Below are 22118 nucleotides of genomic sequence, written 5' to 3'. Positions count from 1 at the left end.
GTCCGAAAACCGCTTCACACTTTTCGGCATCATGCTCTAGGGAGTTTTGCCGATGGCCCACGTGGTCCTGAGAGATCTCGTCAAGACCTATGGCGGCTTCAAAGCCGTCAACGAGGTTTCGCTGACCGTCAATGACGGCGAGTTCGTTGCACTGGTCGGCCCTTCAGGCTGCGGCAAGACAACGACGCTCAATCTCGTCGCGGGGCTGATCCCGATCACATCGGGCGACATCGTCATCGGCGACCGGGTGGTCAACGACCTCGACCCCAAGGACCGGGACATCGCAATGGTGTTCCAGAACTACGCGCTCTACCCGCAGAAATCGGTCTACAAGAACCTGGCGTTCCCGCTGCAGATGCGCAAACTGCCCAGGGACGAGATCGACAAAAAGGTCAGGGAAGCGGCGCGGGTGCTCGATATGACGCACCTGCTCGAGCGCAAGCCGCGCGAACTTTCGGGCGGGCAGCAGCAGCGTGTGGCGCTCGGCCGTGCCCTCGTGCGCGACCCCGCAGTGTTCCTGATGGACGAGCCGCTCTCCAACCTCGATGCCAAACTGCGCGTGCAGATGCGCTCGGAAATCAAGCGCTTCCACCAGGACCTCAAGGCGACGATCATCTATGTGACGCACGACCAGCTCGAAGCCGTGACCATGGCCGACAAGATGGCGGTGATGAATGGCGGCTTCCTACAGCAATATGATTCACCGGCGCAGGTCTTTGCCCATCCGGTGAACATGTTCGTCGCCAGCTTCATCGGCAGCCCGGCAATGAGCCTTATCGCGCTGGAGGCATCGACGGCAAACGGCAACACCGTGTTGACCGGCGCGGAGGGCTGGCGTCTCGAGCTCTCGCAGCCCAACGCCCGGAAGGTTGCCAAGGCAACGACCCGGAAAGTCGTGCTCGGCGCACGTCACTCGACGATCAAGCTCCACAAGAGCGCGGTGCCGGGCAGCGTCCCGGCCAAGGCCTACACGGTGGAGCCGACCGGAGACGTCACCTTCGTGCAGGCGTTCCTGTCTGGCGCCATCGTCAACGTCAGCGTGCCGCCAACCATTGCAGTCGCGCCCGACGAGCAGATCTGGCTCGAGTTCGACCAGGAGCGGATGCACCTGTTCGACGGCGAAACCGAAATGGCCCTCAAGGCCGATTGAGACAGGGACGGATGCATGTCGAGCGTGGGCGTGAATGACTGCGAAGCTTAAGATCACCGCGATCAAGCCCTATCCGGTGTGGGTGGGAACGCGCAACCAGATGCTCGTCAAGGTCGAGACAGACCAGGGCATCTTCGGCTGGGGCGAAAGCGGCCTGAGCGGTCGCGAGAAGGCCGTGGCCGGCGCGGTCGAGCACTATCGCGAGTTTCTCGTCGGCCGCGACCCGATGCAGATTGGCCGGATCTGGCAGGAGGTTTATCGCAGCCAGTACTTCGAAGGCGGGCGCGTTCTGCAGGCGGCGATTTCCGCCATCGACATCGCCCTGCACGACATCAAGGGCAAGGCGCTGGAGGTGCCGGTCTACGAGCTGCTCGGCGGCAAGCAGCGCGACCGCGTCCCCACCTTCGCCTCGACCGGAGACGAGGCCGAGGGCGATGTTGCCATCGAGCGCGCCCGCGAACTGCGCGCGCAGGGGTGGCAGGCGATCCGCTTCTTCCCCGTCGGACAAAGCAGCAGGGATATCTTCGAGCCGCGCGAGTCGATCGGCGCTACCGCAAGGATGCTGAACAAGGCACGCGAGGCGCTGGGCGACGAGGTCGTCCTCGGCATCGACTATCATCACCGGCTATCGGTGGCCGAGGCGGCAAGCTTCTGCAACAAGCTCGGCCGCGGCGTGCTTGATTTCCTCGAGGAGCCGATACGCGACGAGACGCCGGAGGCCTACGAATCGCTGCGCACGATGACCGACATCCCGTTTGCCATCGGCGAGGAATTTGCCAGCAAATGGCAGTTCCTGCCCTATATCGAGCGCGGCATCCATCAGTTCAACCGGCTCGATATCTGCAATGTCGGCGGGTTCACCGAGGCGATGAAAGTCGCTGGCTGGAGCGAGGCGCACTATGTCGACCTGATGCCGCATAATCCCCTGGGTCCAGTGTGCACGGCGGCGACCGTGCATCTTGCCGCCGCGGTACCCAACTTCGCGTGGCTCGAGACCAGGGAGCCCGAAAAAAAGCTGGGCTTCGACAGTTCAGACTTCTTCCCCGTGCAACCGCGGCTCGACGGCGCCTGCTATCCGGTCAGCGATCTGCCGGGGCTCGGCGTCGAGGTCAACGAAGCGGCGGTGCAGTCGCAGAGTCTGCGTTTCTGGGAAGCGCCACACCTCAGGCGCCGCGACGGTTCCGTTACCAACTGGTAGTTCCAATTCAACCGGAGTCCACGATGACACACACTCCCGACATCACGCGGCCGCCCAAAGAGCTGATCGACGCGCTGAGGGAGATCGGCGCCGCGACGGTTGCCGGCACGCTTGGCCACATGGGCTTTCGCAATCCACACATGGTCGGTCCGGTGGCGCAGAACCACGGCAAGTCGATCGTCGGGCCGGCGCTGACGCTGCAGTTCCTGCCGCAGCGCCCGGACCTGTTCAACGAGGGCGAATATGCCGATCCGGAGACGCAACTGCACCGGCACGTGCTCTATCACGCGCAGGCGGGCGATGTGGTCGTCGTCGACGCGCGCGGCGACATGAGCTCGGGCGTCTTCGGCGATATGATGTCGACGTATTTCAAGGGGCGAGGTGGCGCGGGCATCGTCATCGACGGGTGCATGCGTGACCGGCCCAATGTCGAAAAGCTCGATCTGCCCCTGTGGCTGCGCGGCTGGACGCCCAACTACCATGTGCAGACCAGCATCTATCCCAACGCCGTCAACGTTCCGATTGCCTGCGGCGGTGTCACGGTGATCCCCGGCGACATCATCATCGCCGACGACGACGGGGTGGTGGTGCTTCCCGTCGCAATGGCCGCAAGCGTAATCGAAGAAGCCAGGAAGCATCACGATTGGGAAGAGTTCTCGCGCGAGAAGCTCATGCAGGGCGGGTCGTTGCAACGCTATTATCCGCTGCACCCAGATGCCAGCGATGAATATGAGGCATGGCGGAAAGCCAATCCCAAACCCTGATAGACGGGACGAGATCGAGAGGCCGACAGCTCGCCGATCGCAATGCTGCTAATACCTATTTCACTGGCTCTGGCATCACGGCACGACCTTCGGCGGCAGCAAGCCTGCTCCGCATCACTTCGCGGCGCTTTCGGAATTCTGTGTATTCCTGGTCGGCCAGTACCCCGATCAGGATTACCGATCCACTCACGGCAAAGTTGAGCGAGGAGGGAATTCCCAGAAGATTGACAAGGTTCTGCAGCACCTGCAGCAGGATCGTTCCGAGCACCACACCAATGATTGAGCCCTCCCCGCCGCGCAGCGAGAACCCGCCAAGGACGGCGGCAGCGATCGCGTAGAGTTCATAGAAATTGCCGTGCGAGCTCGGCAGGATCGAGCGTGTGTACATGGCAAGAAAGATGGAAGACAGCGCAGTCAGCCCGGCGCAGATCACGTAAGCTGAGATGATGACCCGGCCGGTGCGGATTCCGGAGAACCGCGCGGCCTCTTCGTTTTTGCCGACAGCGTAGAGATACCGTCCGAAGGCGGTGCGATGCAGAACCACCCACATCACCGCGGCCAGCGCGAGTAGGAAGACGAAGGAATGTGGAATGGGAATGGACGTGTAGGCGTTGTTGGTAAGAACCGCGACCAGGTCGGTGCGCCCGGTGGTTAGATATTCCAGTTCCTCGAACCGGGTTTCGTAGGGAAACCCGGCCGTCGCATCCTGGGTATAGAAGCGGGCGATCCCACGATAGATCAGAAGCCCGCACAGCGTCACGATAAAGGGCTGCAGGTGCTTCTTGGTGATGAGCAAACCGTTGATCAGACCCAACAGGAGGCCAATGCACACCACGATGAGCACGGCCAGCGGCCAAGGCACACCGCGATTGGCTATGAGGTCGACGAAAATGACGCCAAGCAGCGCAATGACCGAGCCTGCGGACAAATCGATGCCGCCGGTAATGATCACCAACCCCTCGGCAATCGAGAACACGCCAAAGAGGCCGACAAGATTGGCTGTGTTGGCGATGTTGATGGGCGAAAGAAAGCGTGGGTTTATGACGGCCACGACTGTACCCACCACCATGATGAGGACAAATAGCCCTGCGTCTTTTTTGAGATTCAGCATTGATCGTCCCCCACGGATTGTCCCGGATGCGCTGTTCGAGAGCGCCCATGTTTCTGGCTGTTGGCGAGATCTTCCGTTGAAGGCTGCAACGAAAGCCAGATTGGCTTGCTGTCAGCCTTGCCGGTCTCCAACCGCGAGCCTGAGGATGTTTTCCTCGCTGCACTGGTCCCGAGCGAGAATGCCCGTGATGCCGCCCTGGTGCATGACCGCCACGCGATCGGAAACCCCGATCACTTCCTCCATGTCCGAGGAGATCATCACGACAGCAACGCCGGCATCGGCAAGCGAACGCATCAGCCGATAGATTTCGGATTTGGCGCCGATGTCGATGCCGCGGGTCGGCTCGTCGAATATGATGACCCGTGGCTTCATCCCCAGCCATTTGGCAAGGACGACTTTTTGCTGGTTCCCGCCCGAGAGCGAGCCGGTGAGTACCCCGACATTCGGCGCGCGAATGTCGAGTTCGCCGCGGCTTCGCTCGGCCTGTTCCCGCTCTGCAGCGCTTGATACAGTTATGCCTCGCACATAGGCGCCAAGGTTCGGCAGCGTGATATTCTGGGTGATTGCCAGATCGAGCAGCAGTCCCGTCCGCTTGCGATCCTCTGGAACCAGATAGACGCCGGCCTTCACCGCTTCGGCCGAAGATGCAAAGCGTACGGGCGCGCCGTCGAGGAGGATGGTGCCGCCTTCGTTGCGGTCGATACCGAACAGCGCGTGCGCAAGTTCGGTTCTGCCCGCGCCGACCAGTCCGGCAAGGCCGAGGATTTCGCCGCGGTGGAAATCGACGCTCAGCTGCGCGTAGGGGAATGTGCAGGTGCTGAGATTGCGGACGGAGAGCGCCACCTCGCCTGGTACGTTCGCCGGCGCCTCATACCCAACTTTCAGGTCGCGGCCCACCATCAGCTTCACCATCGCATCATGTGTAATCGCCTCGCCTTCGAGGTGGCCCACGAGTTGGCCATCGCGCAGCACGATCACACGGTCGCTGGCCTGCACCACCTCGTTGAGCCGGTGCGAGACGAACATCACCGCGATGCCATTGGCCTTCAGCCCGGCAATCACATTGAGCAGCTTCTCGGTCTCGGCGATGGGCAGGCTCGATGTCGGCTCGTCAAGGATCACCAGCCTGGCGTTCAGGCTCAACGCCTTGGCGATTTCGACCAGTTGTCGCTGGGCAAGGGAAAGGCTGGAGACCGGAGCGGATGAGGGGAAATTGGCGCCCAGCCGGTCAAGGTAGGGCTGCACCATCGCATGCAGCTTTGCGCTGTCGATAATGTTGAGGAATCCGTGGGTTCGAGGTTCTCGACCGACAAATACATTGGCGGCGACGTCCAGATTGTCGAACAGGTTCAGCTCCTGGTGGACGAAGGCGATGCCGGCGTCCATGGACGCCGAGATGGCCAGCGCCTCGTGGGTCACCCCGTCGATTTCGATGGAGCCACGATCGGGCGCGACAATGCCGCCCAGGATCTTCATCAAGGTGGATTTGCCAGCGCCGTTTTCACCAACGAGGCCGATGACCTCGCCGGGCCGCACCTCCATCGAAAAGTCGGACAGCGCCAGTACGCCGGGATACGACTTGGAAATCCCGGCGAGTCTCAGGAACGGTTCGTCCAATCGCGTGGCCTCAGGCGAAACGGGTGTCGGGACCGCGCCGTTCAAGATGGCGTGCCCGCAGTCCCGGGAGGTCCTGATACTGCTGAAGCGCAAAGACGTATCAGAGCGTTGTTGGACTGCGGGCCCCAGATCAGCTGGCATTTCAGCTTCACTGGGAACTCAACTTTGCCTTGAGATCGGCCTTGAACTCATCGACATTGTCCTTGGTGATGACCTTTCCAGGAATGATGTCGACACCGTTGGCCGGGACACCCGACTTGTCCCCGTTGAGGTAGGCCGCAAACAGCTTGCTGCCTTGGTATGCCCACTCGAATGGCTGCTGCACGACCGTGCCGGCGAAGGAGCCATCCTTGACTGCGCCGAGCGTAATCGGATCTTCGTCGAATGCGATGACGGTAATCTGACCCAGCTTGCCGTTGTCGCGCAGCGACTCGTAGATCTTCGGCGGGTTGTAGGAGTAGAAGCCAACCATGCAGTCGATTTCCCCGTGCGCGACCAGGGTGTCGTCGACATTGGCGCGAGCCCGCGTCTGGTCGTGGTCGTCGGTTCGAACGTCGACGAGCTCGATATTGTGTGGACCGGCGGCCGCCTTGAAACCCTCGATGCGCTCACGCGCATTGTCGGCGCCCGTGTTGCCGACGAAGCCCATACACTTGCCGCCCTTGGGCATTGCCTTTACCGCGAGTTCACCGGCGTTCTTGCCAAGATCGGTGTTGGACGAACCGATGTAGAAAACGCGTTTGGAGTCTGCTGCGTCGCTGTCGAATGTGAATAGCGGCAGTTGCGAGCCGATCTTGTTGAACGCATCGGTCTGTGTTTTCGGGTTGAGTGGGGACACCGCGATCGCGTCGGCGCCCGCCGCAGCCAGATCTTCGATCAAGCGCTGCTGGATGGCAGCATCGGCGCGTTCGGGATATTTCCATTCAAGATCGAAATCGGGCAGTTCCGTTTGCGCCTTGCGCATGCCGGCTTCCGCAAGCTTCCAGAAATCCGATGCCCCGTTGGGCACCCAGACGATCATCTTCTTGTCCGCAGCCCACGCTGCACTCGACAGCAACATGCCAACCGCTACGCCCGCAGCGACGAGACCCGTATATTTCATGTCGTACTTCTCCCCTTTTATAGAACCGGCGTAAGTACCGGCGCTTCCTCCAAATCGATCAGAAACATGCGCTCCGTCGGTCGGCGGCTCACGTCACGTGAGCGCCTCGGCCATCGTGCGCATCTGCACCTGAATGATGCGCGAGCCCGCCGGTTGGGTGCAGGCGAAAAGGACGGCCGCCGCGACGTCGTCCGCTTCCAGCATTTGCGATTCCCGGACGCTTGCATCCGTACGCCCCTTGCCGATCGCAAATTCGGTTTTCACGCCGCCGGGACAGATCGTGCCCACCTTGATCCCGTGGGGGCGCAGCTCCTTGTCCAGTCCCTGCGCGAAGCCAACCTGGGCGAATTTCGTTGCGCAATAGACGGCCTCACCGGGGAAACCGTAGACGCCCGCCATCGATGAAATCATCAGAACGAGACCTCCGCCTTGCGCGATCATCACAGGCACGACATGGCGGGTGAAAAGGAAGGTGGAGCGGACATTCACGTCCATCATCTCGACGTAGTCCTCGAGACTGGTGTCGATCAGCGGCTTGTAGTTGCCGACGCCAACATTGTTGATGAGGATATCGATGCGGCCGAACGCCTTTTTGGCTGCCGCTACCGTGTTGAGCGCCGTCGCCTCGTCGCTCGCGTCGCCGATGACTGCGATGGCGTCACTGCCGAGCGCACGGATTTCCTCGATCAGGGCATCGAGCCGCTCGCGCCGGCGAGCAGAAAGAACGAGGCGAGCCCCTTCGCGTGCCAAGTCACGCGCGCTTGCCTGCCCGATGCCAGAACTGGCACCAGATATGATGGCGACCTTGCCTGCAAGTTTCCCCGGCACAACAGCTCCTTTTCTTCATCTCAATTCGCGGCGCGCGAAATCGGTCGGCTGGAGATTTATCTCCAGCTGTAAAGAAGCATGAGCTACAGTTGTTTATGCGTCCAACAGATAGTACAGATCGTCTCAATCTATTCCGTAGATAAATGGAGGCCAGGATGGAGTTGCGGCAGCTTCAGCATTTCATCGCCGTCGCCGAGGAGCGGAGTTTCACGCGCGCGGCAGAGCGGATCCACATCGTCCAGTCGGCGCTGTCGACCTCCATTCGAACACTCGAGGAAGATCTCCAGGCGCGGCTTTTCGTGCGCAGCACGCGGCAGGTTCAGTTGACGCCTGCGGGCCAAGTTTTCCTGGAAAAGGCGCGCGAGGTCATAAGAGTGATCGATGTCGGCCGCGTATCCGTCGCTGATATCGAAGGCCTGCGATGCGGCTCGCTTTCCATCGGGACCGTCCACAGCCTGCCGGCTTTTCTCGATCTGCCATCCCTCATCTCGCGATTTCACGGGACGAACTCCGGAATCGAGGTCCGTCTGAGGCAAGGCGATTCTGCCGGGCTCATGGGACAGCTTCGGGCCGGACAATTGGACCTTGCCTTCCTGCCGCTGCTTGACCCACCCGACGACATTGTCACCAGGATCGTCGCCTGCGAGGACATGGTTGTCGCCACACCTCCGAACCATCCGCTTGCCGGACGGCGTGAGGTCACCCTCGACGAACTGGTAGGTTACCCTTTCGTGGATTTCGAGATTGGCTGGGGCACTCGACCTCTGATCGATCGTGCGTTCGGCCTGGCAGGCTTCCAAAGGCGAACCGTTTTCGACGTCACGGATGTCGAGACGATCATCGACCTGGTCAGCAAGGGGCTTGGCATCGCGCTCTTGCCCGAAACGATTGCCGAGATGCGCACACCCAGGATCGCCATTTCGGAGATGGCCGAGCCCGTCATCTGCTGGGAATTGGTGGTGGCCCACTTGCGCGGTGAAGGGTCGGCCCCCGTCAACGGCGCTGCAACGGCCTTTCTCGAACTTCTGACTTTCTTTGAGACGTGACGCCAGGCAAGCGGATTAAGGCCGCCCCCCAGACCTGTTGCCGGCAAGCAGAGGCTTTTTAGGCGCTAAAAGGCGATCACCGCCTTGATAAGTCCCGATTTCTGATGTGCCCAACGAGAAAGATCGTGCGGACTGCCCTGAAGGGTCGTGTGGTGCGCGGCCTCGGCGGCCGGCGACGTCCTTTCGACCTTGACCGTGCTTCGCTTCTGCTACCAGCAGACGAAACCGCCATCGACGATGAGATCGATGCCCGTAACGAAAGACGCAGCGCGGCTGGCCAGGAACACTGCAGGCCCTACCATCTCCTCGGGCATCGCGAGGCGCCCCATCGGCGTATCGCGCTCGAAGTTCTTCACTTGGTCGGCCACTTCGGGCCTCCGGTTCATCGGGGTCAGCGTGTAGCCGGGGCTGAGTACGTTGAGCCGCAATCCCCGGTCCGACCACTCCATCGCCAGGCTCTTCGTCATGTGAATGACCGCTGCCTTCGATGAGTTGTAGTGCGTCTGGAGGAGGCCGCGGTTGACGATCGAGCCTGACATGGAGGCCACGTTGATGATCGATCCCTTGCGGCGCGGCAGCATCACGCGAGCCTCGGCCTGGCAGGACAGGAACACACCGCCAACGTTGATACCGTAAACCTCTTCCCACGTTGCCAACGGCAAAGTCTCGGCCGCATGCGCGCCGCCAATACCAGCATTGTTGACAGCAACCGTGAGCGCACCGAGCTCTTTTTCGATACGCTCGAGGGCGGCGGCGAGATCGGCTTCCGACGTCACCGAGCCGGTTATCGCCAGCGCCTTGCGACCAAGCGCGGTGATCCTTCCCGCCGTCTCCTCGAGTCCACCCTTCGACGGGTGACCGAAGCAGGCGACATTGGCACCGGCCTCAGCAAGCCCGACCGCTATGGCCTGACCGATGCCACTGCCGGCGCCGGTGACCAATGCGACATCGCCATCCAGTTTGAACAGGTCCATTCGGTTGTTCCTTCCGATTCCCTTGATCGCACAAGCAGGTGAGCCAATACGACAGCAACGATGCAACTACTGAACGACGTTGTGGCGTTCCGCCTTCTGATCAACCGCCGAGAGAATCTTTGCGAGAGACGGCGACTGTCCACGACGCTCCTCCGGCACCCAGCGGAGAAAGCCGTCGATACGCCGTTGGACCTTGACCAGATGACCGGCGGCGATGTCGCTCAGACGATGGTCAAGAAAGGGGTTGTCGAACCGTTCAAGCGTGGTCGCCACGTATGCCGTCGCTTCCTGCCCCAATCCCCGTGCCTTGAAGCCGGGAACGACCTCGGAACCATAAATCTCTGTCAGCAAGCTTCGATATCCGTCGAGTTCCAGGATTTCGCGCACCGTCAGGTCCGGTCTCAGCCGATCGGCCATCCAGCATTGTGCAAGCACTGTGTGGCCAAGGTTCAGGATGTGGAGTTTCAGTCGCTCGATGCGTTCAAGGTCCTCGACAACCGTGATAGCAGGATGACGGCAGGGCGATCTCAGCCCCGACTGCTTTTCAATCGCCCACAATGCGTAGGGCTCCGCGATTGCCCCGACAGGCTCGATGGCCGACGAGACAATGCGGTCGACAAGCGAGTTGGCAAGTACGCAGTCGTCAGCGATGAAAGACAAAAGTGCGTCGGAGGCACCGCTGCGCTTGGCCAACGCGATCAACGCTTGCCTCAGTGTGTCGCCGTTGCGCTGAACCAGTTCGGTCGGAAGCACCACAACTGGCCTTGCGGAAACTGCAAATCGGTGTGCAAGCAGAACGAGCAACTTTGCCGGATATCCCGCCGGCGCTGGGCCGGGACCACCTGTGAGGTCGACGAACAGATCGGGCGGGACGGTGAGGCCCGCTTCCGTCGTATTCGAGACGACGAATTCCGCTTGCTCCGCGAACAGGGTAGCCAACCGTTGCCAATCAGCCTCGGCATCGAGCGCGCGCCGTATGCTCTTCACGCCGATTTCATACTCGACGCGCTGGCCCTTCTCCAGCCCGCGGATGACAACCGGGTAGCCCTCATCGCGTGCAAGCGCCTGCAGCCGGGCTCGGCCAGCGGCCGATCCGCTGATCGCGACCACCGTGATCGGGCCGACCGCGTCGCCTGCCGACAGCGCCTCGTGCACGAAGAGAGCTGCGTGCGCCTGCAGAAAGCGGCTCGTGCCGAACTGGAAAATGGGTGTGACGATTTCCGTGGTCAATGATCGTTCTCTATCAGCTCGTGAAGGTTGAGGCGCCGCGTATTCGCCCGCCAGCCCAAATATCCGCCTGCTGCGAGGTCTGATGATTGTGGTTGCTGAAGTCAGCCAGACCCCGCCACATCGATGACGGCCTTGATCAAACCGGACTTTTGCTGAGCCCAGTTCGCTATGTCGCGTGAGCTGTCACTCAGGGTCGTGCGGTGGGTGACGAGTTGGTCAATTGGTATCTTTCCATCGCGGATCGAGGCGATGACGTGCTGGAAGTCGGCGTGCGTCGCGTTGCGACTGCCGATCAGAATCATTTCCCGCTTGTGAAACTCGGGGTCGGAGAAGCTGATCTCGTCTTTGATGACGCTGACTAATATCATTGCGCCGCCATGGGCCACGTAGCTGAACGCGGCTTGGATCGAGACCTTGCTGCCGGTCGCGTCGAAGACGAGGTCAAAACCGTCGCTATCGGTTCGCTCCCGCACCATGTCGACAGCTGAGGCCGAAGCATTGTCGATGACAGGAAACCCGAGTTGACCTTCGGCGAAGTCGAGCCGTTCCCTGCTCATGTCCATGACCGTCACCGCCTGGCCTGCAAGACGGGCAAACAATGCCGTACCCAATCCGATAGGCCCGGCGCCGATGACCAGCGTACGGACGCCAGCAGCTAGCCTGGAGCGCCTCACCGCGTGGGCGCCGATCGCCAGAAATTCGACAGCTGCCGCGTCAACGAGTGACAGTCCTGCGGCCGGGTAAAGGTTGCTGGCAGGCACCATCAATTCTTCACACATGCCGCCGTCGCGATGAACGCCCAACACCTCTATCGATACGCAGCAATTCGGCTTGTCGTGACGGCACGCAATGCATTTGCCGCAGGAAAAATAGGGATTTACGACAACCCGCTCTCCGACCGCGATGGCGACGCCTTCGCCTACGACGGTCACGGTCCCCGAGAGTTCATGCCCCATGATACGTGGATAGACCAGGTACGGATGCTTGCCTTCAAAAATGTGGTAGTCGGTGCCACAGATGCCGACATGGCTGATGCTGACCAGCGCCCATCCGGGGCCCGGTAGGTCGGGCGCCGGGCGATCTTCGAAGATCAATTCGCCGGGCTTGCGGCACACGAGCGCTTTCATTCAGACCATCTTCCTGAAATGTTCCAAAAAGAACCCGGCGGCTGGATGACCGCCGGGCCAAGGTGTGGGAGCCTATTCGAAGTCTTTGACGTTCTGCAGCGTCACGAGGCCGGCGCCGGTATCCACATTGGCCTCGACGGCCTCCCCGCGGATCGCCTTGACGACGGTGTCGATGCCAAGCTCGCCCATTTTTGCCGGAAATTGTGCAACGCTGGCATCTTCCGCGCCCGACTTGATCGCTTCGATCTCACCGCAGCAGGCGTCGAAGCCGACCAGGATGATCTTGTCGTTGGCAATGCCGGCATTGCTGATCGATTTGACGGCGCCCGGGATTGGCGGGCCGCAGGCCGCGTAGATCGCCTTGAGATCGGGATTGGCGGTCAGGATGTCTTCGGTCACTGACGTGCCAAGTTCGAGCGTGCAGTTGGTTGCACCCTTGCCGACGACCTCGACCTTGACGTCGCCGAGACCCTCCATCATGCCGGTGACCCGGTCGTCCAGCGCCGGGACCCCGGGAACCCCTTGCAGGATGCCGATCTTGTCGCCGCTCTTGAGCACGGTCTTCAGGTACTCTCCGGCGATCTTGCCGCCGTTGAGATTGTTGGTGGAGACCAGTGCTGTCTGACCTTTCCAGTCAGGAATGCTGTTGTCGACGAGAACCACCTTGATGCCGGCAGCCACCGCCTTGTCGAGCGACGGCGCAACGGTCGGATCGACCGGCGTGATCGCCAGACCCTTGACGCCTTGCGTGATCATGGATTCGATCAGCGCGATCTGGCCCTCGATGTCGGTAGCCGCCTGGCCCTGGCCGGTGACCAGTTCGATCTCGGGATGAGCGGCCGCGTATTTCTTGGCGGCATCCTCCATGGTCGAGTAGAACGGCACCGGGAATTTCGTAATCAGGCCGATCTTGATCTTGTCGGCGGCCGAAGCCGGCATCGCAAACGCAACAGCGATCGCCAGCCCAGCGAACAGTTTTCGGTTCATTGACATTCCATTCCTCCCTTGGAATTGAGGCGTCTTCCGGCGGAAGTCGCTTCAGGCATTTGCGGACCGGAACGGCCCCCAAATTTCGAACGGATCAGGCTCCAACGATCATGGAAACCAGCTCCTGCTTGTTGTCCTTGGTTGGCACAAGTTCACCAACCTTGCGGCCCTGGCGAAGCACCACGGCGCGATCGGCAAGCTCGACGACATGTTCCATATTGTGGGTGATCAGGATGACGGCGTTGCCCTGGTCGCGGAGCGCTGCGACCAGGTTGAGCACCTGCCGCGATTCACGCAGGCCAAGTGCGGCGGTCGGCTCGTCCAGGATCACAACCTTGCGGGCAAACACAGTCGACCGGGCCACGGCGATGGCTTGCCTTTGACCGCCCGACATCATGGCGACGACGGCGTCCAGCCGCGGCAGTGTGACTTTGAGATTTATCAATAATGTGCGAGTCTCGGCGTCCATCTTGCGCTGCTGGAGAAAGCGCAAACCACGCGGGAGCCATTGCGGCCAGGCCAGCTCGCGACCTGCAAAGAAGTTCTGTCCCGGCGTCAGATTGTCGAACAGCGCCAGGTCCTGATAGACGGTCTCGATGCCGGCGAAGCGCGCATCCGCAGGGGAGCGTATCTGCGTTGGCGCACCGTCCAAAAGGATTGCGCCGGCATCGAGTTGGTGCACGCCGCTGATGCATTTGGTCAGTGTCGATTTGCCGGCGCCGTTGTCGCCGAGCAGCCCGACGATCTCGCCTCGGCGCACCTCGATGCTGACATCGTCGAGCGCCACAACCGAGCCGAAACGTTTGGTCGCGCCACGCACCGCAAGCACGGGATGGTCGGCGAGGGCCGCAAGATCGACGCTGGTTGCAACGGCGCTCATGACTGCCTCCCAGCTTGGATGACACGCACGCGCCCTTCGAGATAGTTGCGCAGCACGTCGGACTCGACCGCTATGACGATGACCACGCCGATGACGATGAGCTGGAAGAAGACGTTGACGTTGAGCAGGTTGAGCGCGTTGCGGATGACGCCGATCATGATGGCGCCGATCAAAGCATGGCCGAGATGGCCGCGGCCGCCGAGAAAGCTGGCGCCACCGATGATCACCGCCGCGATCGTATCCAGTTCCAGCAGATTGCCGAACAAAGGCGAACCGGCGTCGGTACGGCCGGCAAGGATGACCGCGCCGATGCCGGCGCACAGCCCTGAGATCACATAGACCGAAACCAGGACCCAGGACACGGGAATGCCCATGCGCACGGCGGCGTCGGGCCGGCCGCCTACGGCATAGATCCAACGGCCCCAGACCATCGTTTTGGCCATGACGAAAAGAACCGCGGCAACGCCCGCAACCACAAAGACCGATCCAGGCAGACCCCAGACCGCCTCGCGGCCAAGCGCATCGATGGCAGGCGGCATTCCCGGGATGGCCCGTCCGTCGGCCAGTTGCAACGCCAGCCCCTTGGCGATGCTCAATGTCGCCAGGGTGATGATGAACGGATGCGGCAACCGGCCGAAGACGTAGAAGAGCCCATTGATGGCGCCGACCGCCGCGCCGCAGCCAACCATCACCACGATCACCACGAAGGCGGGCGCGCCAGCATGAAAGCTGAGTGCGCCAACGACGGAAGCCAGTGCGACGTTCGAGCCGACGGAGAGATCGATCCCGCGCGTCAGAATGACCAGATGCTGGCCCATCGCCACAACCGAAATGACGGCGGTCTGGGCGAGGATGTTGCTGAGGTTTCGCCCCGTCAGGAAATAGGGCGACAGAAAACTGAGAACGACGATCAGCAACACCAGGATGACGACGGGACCAGCGCTCAGCAGGGCCAGGCCAAGCGCAAGGCCGGGAACAGCTTCCTGCTTCCTGGACGCTGGCAACGCGGCCTCGCCGGCAGTGGTGCCGGTGTTTCCCGTTTCAGGCAAAATTCCCCTCCCCGCCGAAGCTCGTGCGAGCCGCGTCGTCAAAAACTCAAATCGTGCTTAGATCCTCTTCTTATCGATAAAAAACAACTGGCATGATTGGGTCAAGTTGTTTTTTATGGATAAAGTTCATGCTAAAAAGGACAAGCTATTGTTTGGAGGAAGGTGCGATGCGAACCGACACCGTCTACAAGAAGGCCTTCAATCGAACTGCAACTATGCTGCGCGATAGACAACTGGTCGGGGAACTTCCCTCCGAAAATGAGCTCAGGCGGCTCATCGGCGTCAGCCGCACCACCGTCCGAAAGGTTCTGCAAGAACTAGTTCGCCGCGAGCTTGTCACTGTACGCAACGGCGTCAGGACGGCGGGACGGGCGATCGATGAAAATGACTGTTATCCCGACGCCGAAACCACGCCGCGGGCCAAGCATGTCGAACAGCAATTCATGGAGTGGATGCTGCGCGGTGACACCAGACCCGGCACCAGCATCAACGAGCTTGAGCTTGCGCGCCAGTTCGGGGTTGCGACCAACGGAATTCGCGAATTCCTGATCCGCTTCAGCCGCTTCGGCCTGATCGAGAAAAGGCCGAATACGGGCTGGCTTTTCAAGGGCTTCACCGAGGATTTCGCGCTTGAACTGTTCGAGATTCGGGTGATGTTCGAGCTGCGCTCGGCGCACCTGTTTTCACGCCAGCCCGACACGTCTCCGCTGTGGGACAAACTCGCCGCGCTCAGGATTGCGCATGCCGAACTGCTGAAGGGAATTGAAATCCGCTTCCACGACTTTTCCGGGCTCGACAACCGCTTTCATCGGCTCATAAACGAGGCTTCACCTAACCGCTTCATCGATGATTTCTACGACATCATCAGCTTCATTTTCCACTATCACTACCAGTGGAACAAGCAGGATGAAAAGCAGCGCAACCAGGCGGCAATCCTTGAGCACGTCGCCTATATCGATGCCCTCGAGAGCCGCGATTCCGAACGCATCAAAGGGGCCTGCCAGGCGCATCTCGCTTCGGCAAGGGCAACACTGATGCGTTCGCTGATCTGGACTTGACGAAGGGAGGAAATCAGGACGCCATCATGGGCGCCGACGCATCCCCCAGGAATGCGTCGGGACAAAGAGGCTCTCAAGCGTGGCGGATTTCCGTTCCCAGCACCTTCAGGCATTCGCGGATGAACGCCGCAAGCGCCGTCCAGCCCTTGGCTGAAACCATCGTTCCATCGACATAGGCATCGGTGGGAGACAGATCGATGTAAGTGCCGCCGGCAAGTGTCACCTCCGGCTCGCAAGCCGCGAGCGCCGCCACCTTCTTGCCGCGGACGACGCCGTCGACCGCAATCAGAATCTGGACGCCATGGCAGATCGTGAAGATGGGCTTTTTGGCTTCGTGAAAATGACGAACCATCGCCTGCACGCGCTTGTCCGTGCGGATGTATTCAGGGCCACGACCGCCGGCGCAGTAGACAGCGTCGTACTGGCTGAGCTGCTTTTCGGCGTCGGAAAAGGTCTTGTTGATCAGCGCATTGTGACCGGGCTTTTCGGTGTAGGTCTGGTCACCCTCAAAATCGTGCAGCGACGTCTTGATCGTGTCACCGGCGTTCTTGTCGGGGCACACGACATGAACGGTGTGTCCCACCGCCTCCATCGCCTGCTGATAGACGAAGATTTCATATTCCTCCGTGAATTCGCCGGTCAACATCAGGATCTTCTTGCTTGGCATGGCGCTTCCTCTTGGCTTGTTTCAGGGCGAGGTGCACGTCGCGCCTCGCCGGTTGGAATAGCATCGGATCAGAACCGGGCGGCGGGGGAACAATCCTCGGCATTGGCCTCGGTAGTCAGCGGCGCGCCGAGCTTGAGGGTCTCCAGAACAGCCGACATCGCAACGGCTACTCGAACGCAGGCAGGAGCCGGTCCCGCGAATTCTCGATGTGCACCCGCATGGCTTTCTCGGCAGCGTCCGGATCGCCCGCGGAGAAGGCGGCGAGAATGGCCTCGTGCTCGTCGAGCGCCTCTTCGGTCACCCGCGAGTGATACATCAGGCGGAAGATGTGGAAGTGGGTATGCTGGTGGTTCAGCGTCTCGCGAATGAGCTCGTTCTTGGCGAACTCGACGATCTTGTCGTGAAAGATCGCGTCCTGCCGGGCGAAGTTCGAATAGCGCAGGCGTTCGTCCTTGCCCACCCGCCGGGTCATGACGCCAGCCGCCTCCCGCAGCACGGCAAGACGCTCGGCGTCCATTGTGGCGGTGGCTTTGGCGGCCGCGGCAGGTTCAAGCAGGAGGCGCAGCTCGTAAAGTTCATCAAAGCGCCGGCGGGTGATTTGCGGGGCGGCGCGATAGCCGATCAGGTGGGTCTTCTCCACCAGGCCCTCCCCCTCCAGCCGGCCGAGCGCTTCGCGAATGGGCGTATGCGAGACGTTGAATTCCTTGACGAGATTGTCGACGGTGATGCGCGATCCCGGAGCAATTCTCAAAGACATGAGTTGCGCGAAGATTGCCTCGTAAACGTCGCCGGCCAGGCTGTTGGCGCGCTGGATACGGCCGGTCGCGCGGGCTTCATTGTCAACCGTCAGGTCGGTGTTCTGCATCGTTTGCCCCTTGACAGAAGCACCCACTAACACGATGCTTCGGCCAATTCAATCCTATATCCTATACGATTTTATAGAGGATACCGCATGAGAATGACCCGGAGCGTCGCGGCCGGTCTCCGGAACGAAGCCAATTGTCTAGGCTGCCGATCCGTCTTCGAAGGATCCCGTGCATGACCTTGTTTGCAGCGGCGCGCCTGCCGCGCGAGATCCTGTTCGGCAAAGGCCAGCGCCATGCGCTGCCGGCCATTGCCGCCAAATATGGGCGGCGCGCGTTCGTGTGCACCGATGAGCGTTTCGCGTCGACATCGCAGTTCGCCGAAATTCTTGCCGGCTTGCACAAGGCCGCGATAGACACGCTGGTCTACGACCGAACGCTGCCGGATGTGCCGCGTGACAGCGTCGCCGCCGGCATCGCGGAAGCGAAGGATTTCAAGCCGGACATGGTGATCGGAATCGGCGGCGGCAGTTGCCTCGACATGGCCAAATGCGCAGCGCTGCTGCTCAGCCATGGCGGCAGGCTCGAGGACTACTATGGCGAGTTCAAGGTACCAGGCCCTACCCTTCCCGTGATCGCCGTGCCGACAACGGCCGGAACCGGCTCCGAGGTGACTCCCGTCGCCGTCATCTCCGATCCGGATCGGACGCTGAAGGTGGGTATTTCGAGCCCTCACCTCATCGCCGCGGTGGCGCTTTGCGACCCGGACCTGACGGCGACATGTCCTCCCTCGCTGACGGCGATCGCCGGCGCCGATGCGCTGACGCACGCAATCGAGGCCTTCACCGCGGCCAGACGCGGCGCCGATCCGCATCTGCCGCAGCAGCATGTCTTCGTCGGCAAGAGCGCTCTGACCGATCATTTCGCGCTTCTGGCCATCAGGCTGCTCGGGCGCAGTCTCGAAAAGGCATTTCGCGACGGATCTGACGAGGATGCGCGCGCCGACGTGATGATGGGAGCCCTGGCCGCCGGTTGCGCCTTCGGCACGGCCGGAACGGCCGCTGCGCATGCGGTGCAGTATCCTGTCGGTGCGCTTACCCACACCGCGCATGGTCTGGGCGTCGCCACCATGCTGCCCTATGTGATGACCTACAACCTTGCCGCCGCGGCCGCTGAGATTGCCGAAGTCGGCACGGCTCTCGGCCTTCCCGCTCATAGCGGCGACGCCGATGCATCGGCGCGCGCCACCATCGGGGAGGTGAGCCGGCTGTTTGGCGCCATCGGCATCCCATCGACCCTGGCCAAACTTGGCCTTGCCGAGGACAAGATCGACTGGACGGCAGAGCAGGCGCTCGGCATCGACCGGCTGATCAAGAACAATCCACGTCCGTTTGACCTCGCCGCGATGCGATGGCTGGTCAGGGCTGCCTATGACGGCGACATGTCCGCCACCAAGATGTGATCGATCAGGAGTTCATTCCATGAATATCGCCGCAGGCATATCCGACGAGGATCAAGATATGTTCGACTACGCCACGGTCTCGCACGGTCTCTACATCGGCGGACGCTGGCGAACCGCGTCGGAGGGCCGTGTGATCGAAGTGGTCGATCCATCGACCGAAGCCGTGATCGCGGCGGTTCCAGATGCCACGCTTGCCGATGCCGCCGCCGCTGTCGACGCGGCCGCGAAGGCGGCAGCCGGCTGGCGCGAGACCTCGCCACGCAAGCGTTCGGAAATCCTGCGGCGCTGCTTCGAACTGATGATAGAACGGGCGGAGATCCTGGCGGCGCTGATCTCGCTGGAGAATGGCAAGGCGTTGCGCGACGCGCGCGGTGAAGTTGCGTACGCGGCGGAGTTCTTTCGCTGGAACGCCGAGGAAGCGGTCCGCATCAGCGGCGAGTTCGGCCTTGCGCCCTCAGGCGCGAACCGGATCATTGTCGACTACCAGCCCATCGGCATTTGCGTGCTCATCACGCCATGGAATTTCCCGGCCGCGATGGCGACCCGCAAAATCGCGCCGGCGCTGGCGGCCGGCTGCACGGTGATCCTGAAGCCCGCCAGCGAGACGCCGCTAACGGCCTATGCGCTTGCAGCACTCTATGAGGAAGCCGGCGTGCCGCCGGGCGTCGTCAACGTGCTGACGACCTCGACTCCCGGACCTGTGACGGCAGCCATGCTGGCCGATCCACGCGTGCGAAAGCTGTCTTTCACCGGCTCGACCGGCGTCGGCCGCATGCTCCTGGCCGAAGCCGCAAAACACGTCATCTCCTGTTCCATGGAGCTTGGCGGCAACGCACCGTTCATCGTCTTCGACGACGCCGACCTCGAAGCAGCGCTCGACGGTGCGATGGTGGCCAAGATGCGCAACGCCGGCGAAGCCTGCACCGCCGCAAACAGGCTTTACGTGCAGGCCGGCATCCATGATGCCTTCACGGATGGTTTGAGCAAACGCATGGCCGCCCTCACCATGGGCCCCGGCACCCATTCGCAGACCCAGTGCGGTCCGATGATCACCCGGAAGGCCGTGCATAACATTGATCGCCTCGTCCAGGACGCGGTCGCCCGTGGCGCCAGGGTTCTGTGCGGAGGAGCGATTGGCGAAGGCAAAGGTTACTTCTACCCGCCGACGGTGCTTCGCGATGTGCCCTCTGACGCCGCTATGCTCCATGAGGAGATATTCGGTCCGGTGGCGCCGATCATACGCTTCGACAGCGAGGCGGATGTCATCGCCAAGGCCAATGACACCGAATACGGTCTCGCGGCCTACATCTACACGCGTGACCTGACCCGGGGGATGCGCGTGGCATCGAAGATCGAGTCCGGCATGATCGCGCTCAACCGCGGCCTGATGTCGGATCCGGCGGCGCCTTTCGGCGGGGTCAAGCAGAGCGGGCTGGGCCGCGAAGGCGGTCAGAAGCATGGCGTTGCCGAGTTCATGGAGGCGAAGTACATCGCCGTGACCCTGTGAGCGGACACGCCAAAGATCCGTTTCGCATTCGCGACCACGTGGTCGAGTTCGACGACATCGTCGCCGACATCGTGCGCAGAAGCGAGGCTACCAGGGCGAATGTTCCAATGGTCGCCGATGTCGCCTACGGGCCCGACGCCACGGAGACCATGGATCTGTTCTTTCCCCGGGGCAAACGAGACCGCCTGCCGGTGCACATGTTCATTCACGGCGGCTACTGGCGCATGTTCTCCAAGCGCGATTATTCCTATGTCGCCGAGACCGTGACGAAGGCAGGCGCGATCGCGGTCATTGTCGACTACGCGCTGATGCCTGCCGTCAGGATGGCCACGATCGTCGACCAGGTGCGCCGCGCCAGGCGATGGGTACTCGACCATATAGCAGACCATGGCGGCAATCCCGACCTGCTGACCGTCAGCGGTCATTCCGCCGGCGCGCATCTGGCAACGATGCTTTTCGACGGCGACAGCCGGCCTTCCCGCATCAAGGCCGCACTGCTGCTCGGCGGCCTTTACGACCTGAAGCCATTGCAGACCTCGTTCCTTGCCGCCGAGATCGCGATCACCGATGAAGACGTCCGCCGGTTCTCGCCGATCAACCACAGCTTCGATCCATCCGTGGCCGTCGAGATCGCGGTCGGCGCCGATGAAACACCGCCCTTCCACGACCAGGCCGCAATCTTCGCGAACCAGTTGGAAAAGCAAGGACTGGCTGTTTCACGGACAACGCTTGCGGCGGTCAATCACATGAGCAGCGTCCGCGACCTTGGCCTGGCGGGCACAGATACCGCGTCACTGTTGGCCCGCCTCGTGGCCGTGTGAAAAACCTTCGTCGGCGGGCACAGCTTCTGGGGATGTCCATGCCATCATGCATGAAGAGGGGACGGATGCGCTGACGCGTGGAGCGCTTGCCGAACGAGCCCGGATCGGCAAACCTGTCGCCTACAGTCATTTCGATACGGGGGCTCATGATCGCACCCTACAAGGAAATCAACGACCGACAGGTGGCCGCCCTTGCGACAGCCGTCGAACGGACGCCATCGCGCATGGAAGACATCGCGCGCGCAGTCTCGGAAGCCTACATCGGCACGCTGAGGCGCCGTCGGCCCGCGCCAACTCCCAGATACGCGTCGGAGGCATCATGAGCGGACCACTGTTCCACAAGATCGATTGCGTGATGCTCAAGGTGGCTGACATGGATGCCGCTCTTGGGTTCCTACTGCGAAGCCCTTGGGCATCCGCTTCTCTGGCGATCGCCAGATGCAGCCGGGCTGGGAATGCCGGGAACAGACACGGAGCTGGTCCTGCATACCGATCTGGGTCCCGAGGTGGACCTGCTTGTGGACGATGTCGACGCCGCGGCGGAACGTTTCGTCGAAGCGGGTGGCGCTATCATCAAGAAGCCGTTCGACATCCCGATCGGCCGTTGCGCCGTTGTCCGCGATCCGTTTGGCAATGCCCTGGTGATGCTTGACCAAAGCAAGGGCGCCTTCGTCACCGATGCGACCGGGCGCGTGCTGCGCGTCGAGTAGTCCTGCCCGCAGTTTCGGGCCGACCCC

21 protein-coding genes are annotated in these 22118 nt (G+C 61.6%); 9 read left to right on the top strand and 12 right to left on the bottom strand.

Annotated features, from left to right (window positions below; all coding sequences use genetic code 11):
* Window positions 1-52: 52 nt before the first annotated feature.
* Genes AC1DXN_RS28725 through AC1DXN_RS28715 form a run of 3 tightly spaced genes read left to right on the top strand, consistent with a single transcriptional unit; the run spans window position 53 to window position 3112 of the window.
* Complete coding sequence (locus tag AC1DXN_RS28725) at window positions 53-1150, top strand: ABC transporter ATP-binding protein (RefSeq protein WP_477245057.1); 1098 nt, start codon at window positions 53-55, stop codon at window positions 1148-1150.
* 34 nt (window positions 1151-1184) lie between these two features.
* Window positions 1185-2348 (top strand): mandelate racemase/muconate lactonizing enzyme family protein, encoded by a 1164-nt coding sequence (locus AC1DXN_RS28720; protein ID WP_477277869.1) that lies wholly within the window; start codon window positions 1185-1187, stop codon window positions 2346-2348.
* Window positions 2349-2371: 23 nt separating this feature from the next.
* Complete coding sequence (locus AC1DXN_RS28715) at window positions 2372-3112, top strand: ribonuclease activity regulator RraA (RefSeq protein WP_477277867.1); 741 nt, start codon at window positions 2372-2374, stop codon at window positions 3110-3112.
* Between the two features lie 55 nt (window positions 3113-3167).
* Here the strand turns inward: AC1DXN_RS28715 and AC1DXN_RS28710 are convergent, their stop codons facing one another.
* The 4 genes from AC1DXN_RS28710 to AC1DXN_RS28695 all read right to left on the bottom strand — a co-directional run bounded on the left by AC1DXN_RS28710 (window position 3168) and on the right by AC1DXN_RS28695 (window position 7770).
* On the bottom strand, window positions 3168-4223 hold the full coding sequence (locus AC1DXN_RS28710) for an ABC transporter permease (RefSeq protein ID WP_477277865.1): 1056 nt from the start codon (window positions 4221-4223) through the stop codon (window positions 3168-3170).
* A gap of 111 nt (window positions 4224-4334) precedes the next feature.
* Window positions 4335-5840: a sugar ABC transporter ATP-binding protein gene (locus AC1DXN_RS28705; RefSeq protein ID WP_477277863.1), complete on the bottom strand. Its 1506-nt coding sequence runs from the start codon at window positions 5838-5840 to the stop codon at window positions 4335-4337.
* Between the two features lie 148 nt (window positions 5841-5988).
* Window positions 5989-6942 carry a sugar-binding protein gene (locus AC1DXN_RS28700; protein ID WP_477245066.1) on the bottom strand — a complete coding sequence of 318 codons (954 nt, stop codon included), beginning with the start codon at window positions 6940-6942 and terminating at the stop codon, window positions 5989-5991.
* A 93-nt stretch (window positions 6943-7035) separates the two neighbouring features.
* A complete protein-coding gene (locus AC1DXN_RS28695; protein WP_477245068.1) occupies window positions 7036-7770 on the bottom strand; it encodes an SDR family oxidoreductase in 735 nt (244 codons plus the stop codon).
* A gap of 155 nt (window positions 7771-7925) precedes the next feature.
* Between AC1DXN_RS28695 and AC1DXN_RS28690 the strand changes: the two genes are divergently transcribed.
* Window positions 7926-8816: a LysR family transcriptional regulator gene (locus AC1DXN_RS28690; RefSeq protein ID WP_477277861.1), complete on the top strand. Its 891-nt coding sequence runs from the start codon at window positions 7926-7928 to the stop codon at window positions 8814-8816.
* A 209-nt stretch (window positions 8817-9025) separates the two neighbouring features.
* Here the strand turns inward: AC1DXN_RS28690 and AC1DXN_RS28685 are convergent, their stop codons facing one another.
* From AC1DXN_RS28685 to AC1DXN_RS28660, 6 genes are all read right to left on the bottom strand, one after another.
* Entirely contained in the window at window positions 9026-9790 is a 765-nt protein-coding gene (locus AC1DXN_RS28685; protein ID WP_477277859.1) for an SDR family oxidoreductase, read from the bottom strand.
* Between the two features lie 66 nt (window positions 9791-9856).
* Window positions 9857-11020: a mannitol dehydrogenase family protein gene (locus AC1DXN_RS28680; protein WP_477277857.1), complete on the bottom strand. Its 1164-nt coding sequence runs from the start codon at window positions 11018-11020 to the stop codon at window positions 9857-9859.
* A gap of 101 nt (window positions 11021-11121) precedes the next feature.
* Window positions 11122-12147: a zinc-binding alcohol dehydrogenase family protein gene (locus AC1DXN_RS28675; protein WP_477277855.1), complete on the bottom strand. Its 1026-nt coding sequence runs from the start codon at window positions 12145-12147 to the stop codon at window positions 11122-11124.
* 72 nt (window positions 12148-12219) lie between these two features.
* Window positions 12220-13086 (bottom strand): sugar ABC transporter substrate-binding protein, encoded by an 867-nt coding sequence (locus tag AC1DXN_RS28670; protein ID WP_477245893.1) that lies wholly within the window; start codon window positions 13084-13086, stop codon window positions 12220-12222.
* Window positions 13087-13228: 142 nt separating this feature from the next.
* A complete protein-coding gene (locus AC1DXN_RS28665; protein ID WP_477245078.1) occupies window positions 13229-14014 on the bottom strand; it encodes an ATP-binding cassette domain-containing protein in 786 nt (261 codons plus the stop codon).
* A complete protein-coding gene (locus tag AC1DXN_RS28660; RefSeq protein ID WP_477245895.1) occupies window positions 14011-14961 on the bottom strand; it encodes an ABC transporter permease in 951 nt (316 codons plus the stop codon). The genes AC1DXN_RS28665 and AC1DXN_RS28660 overlap by 4 nt, the downstream gene beginning before the upstream one ends.
* A gap of 269 nt (window positions 14962-15230) precedes the next feature.
* On the opposite strand from AC1DXN_RS28660, the gene AC1DXN_RS28655 reads away from it, so the two are divergent.
* Window positions 15231-16121: a GntR family transcriptional regulator gene (locus AC1DXN_RS28655; RefSeq protein WP_477277853.1), complete on the top strand. Its 891-nt coding sequence runs from the start codon at window positions 15231-15233 to the stop codon at window positions 16119-16121.
* Window positions 16122-16194: 73 nt separating this feature from the next.
* Here the strand turns inward: AC1DXN_RS28655 and AC1DXN_RS28650 are convergent, their stop codons facing one another.
* Window positions 16195-16788, bottom strand: a complete 594-nt coding sequence (locus AC1DXN_RS28650; protein WP_477245082.1) for a DJ-1/PfpI family protein — start codon at window positions 16786-16788, stop codon at window positions 16195-16197.
* A 166-nt stretch (window positions 16789-16954) separates the two neighbouring features.
* Window positions 16955-17653, bottom strand: a complete 699-nt coding sequence (locus AC1DXN_RS28645) for a GntR family transcriptional regulator (protein WP_477245084.1) — start codon at window positions 17651-17653, stop codon at window positions 16955-16957.
* Between the two features lie 173 nt (window positions 17654-17826).
* Here AC1DXN_RS28645 and AC1DXN_RS28640 point away from each other — a divergent pair, with 173 nt between their 5' ends.
* The 4 genes from AC1DXN_RS28640 (at window position 17827) to AC1DXN_RS28625 (ending at window position 22091) form a co-directional block, all read left to right on the top strand.
* Window positions 17827-19053, top strand: a complete 1227-nt coding sequence (locus tag AC1DXN_RS28640; RefSeq protein ID WP_477277851.1) for an iron-containing alcohol dehydrogenase — start codon at window positions 17827-17829, stop codon at window positions 19051-19053.
* Between the two features lie 58 nt (window positions 19054-19111).
* On the top strand, window positions 19112-20560 hold the full coding sequence (locus tag AC1DXN_RS28635) for an NAD-dependent succinate-semialdehyde dehydrogenase (protein WP_477277965.1): 1449 nt from the start codon (window positions 19112-19114) through the stop codon (window positions 20558-20560).
* Window positions 20557-21381: an alpha/beta hydrolase gene (locus AC1DXN_RS28630; RefSeq protein WP_477277850.1), complete on the top strand. Its 825-nt coding sequence runs from the start codon at window positions 20557-20559 to the stop codon at window positions 21379-21381. Before AC1DXN_RS28635 ends, AC1DXN_RS28630 begins: the two co-directional genes overlap by 4 nt.
* Before the next feature lie 455 nt (window positions 21382-21836).
* Window positions 21837-22091 carry a VOC family protein gene (locus AC1DXN_RS28625; RefSeq protein ID WP_477277848.1) on the top strand — a complete coding sequence of 85 codons (255 nt, stop codon included), beginning with the start codon at window positions 21837-21839 and terminating at the stop codon, window positions 22089-22091.
* Window positions 22092-22118 lie beyond the last annotated feature (27 nt).

Source organism: Mesorhizobium sp. P2_H9 (genome assembly GCF_056403215.1).
The sequence above is the reverse complement of the archived record's forward strand: the minus strand, read 5'-3'. Positions and strand labels throughout refer to the sequence as shown.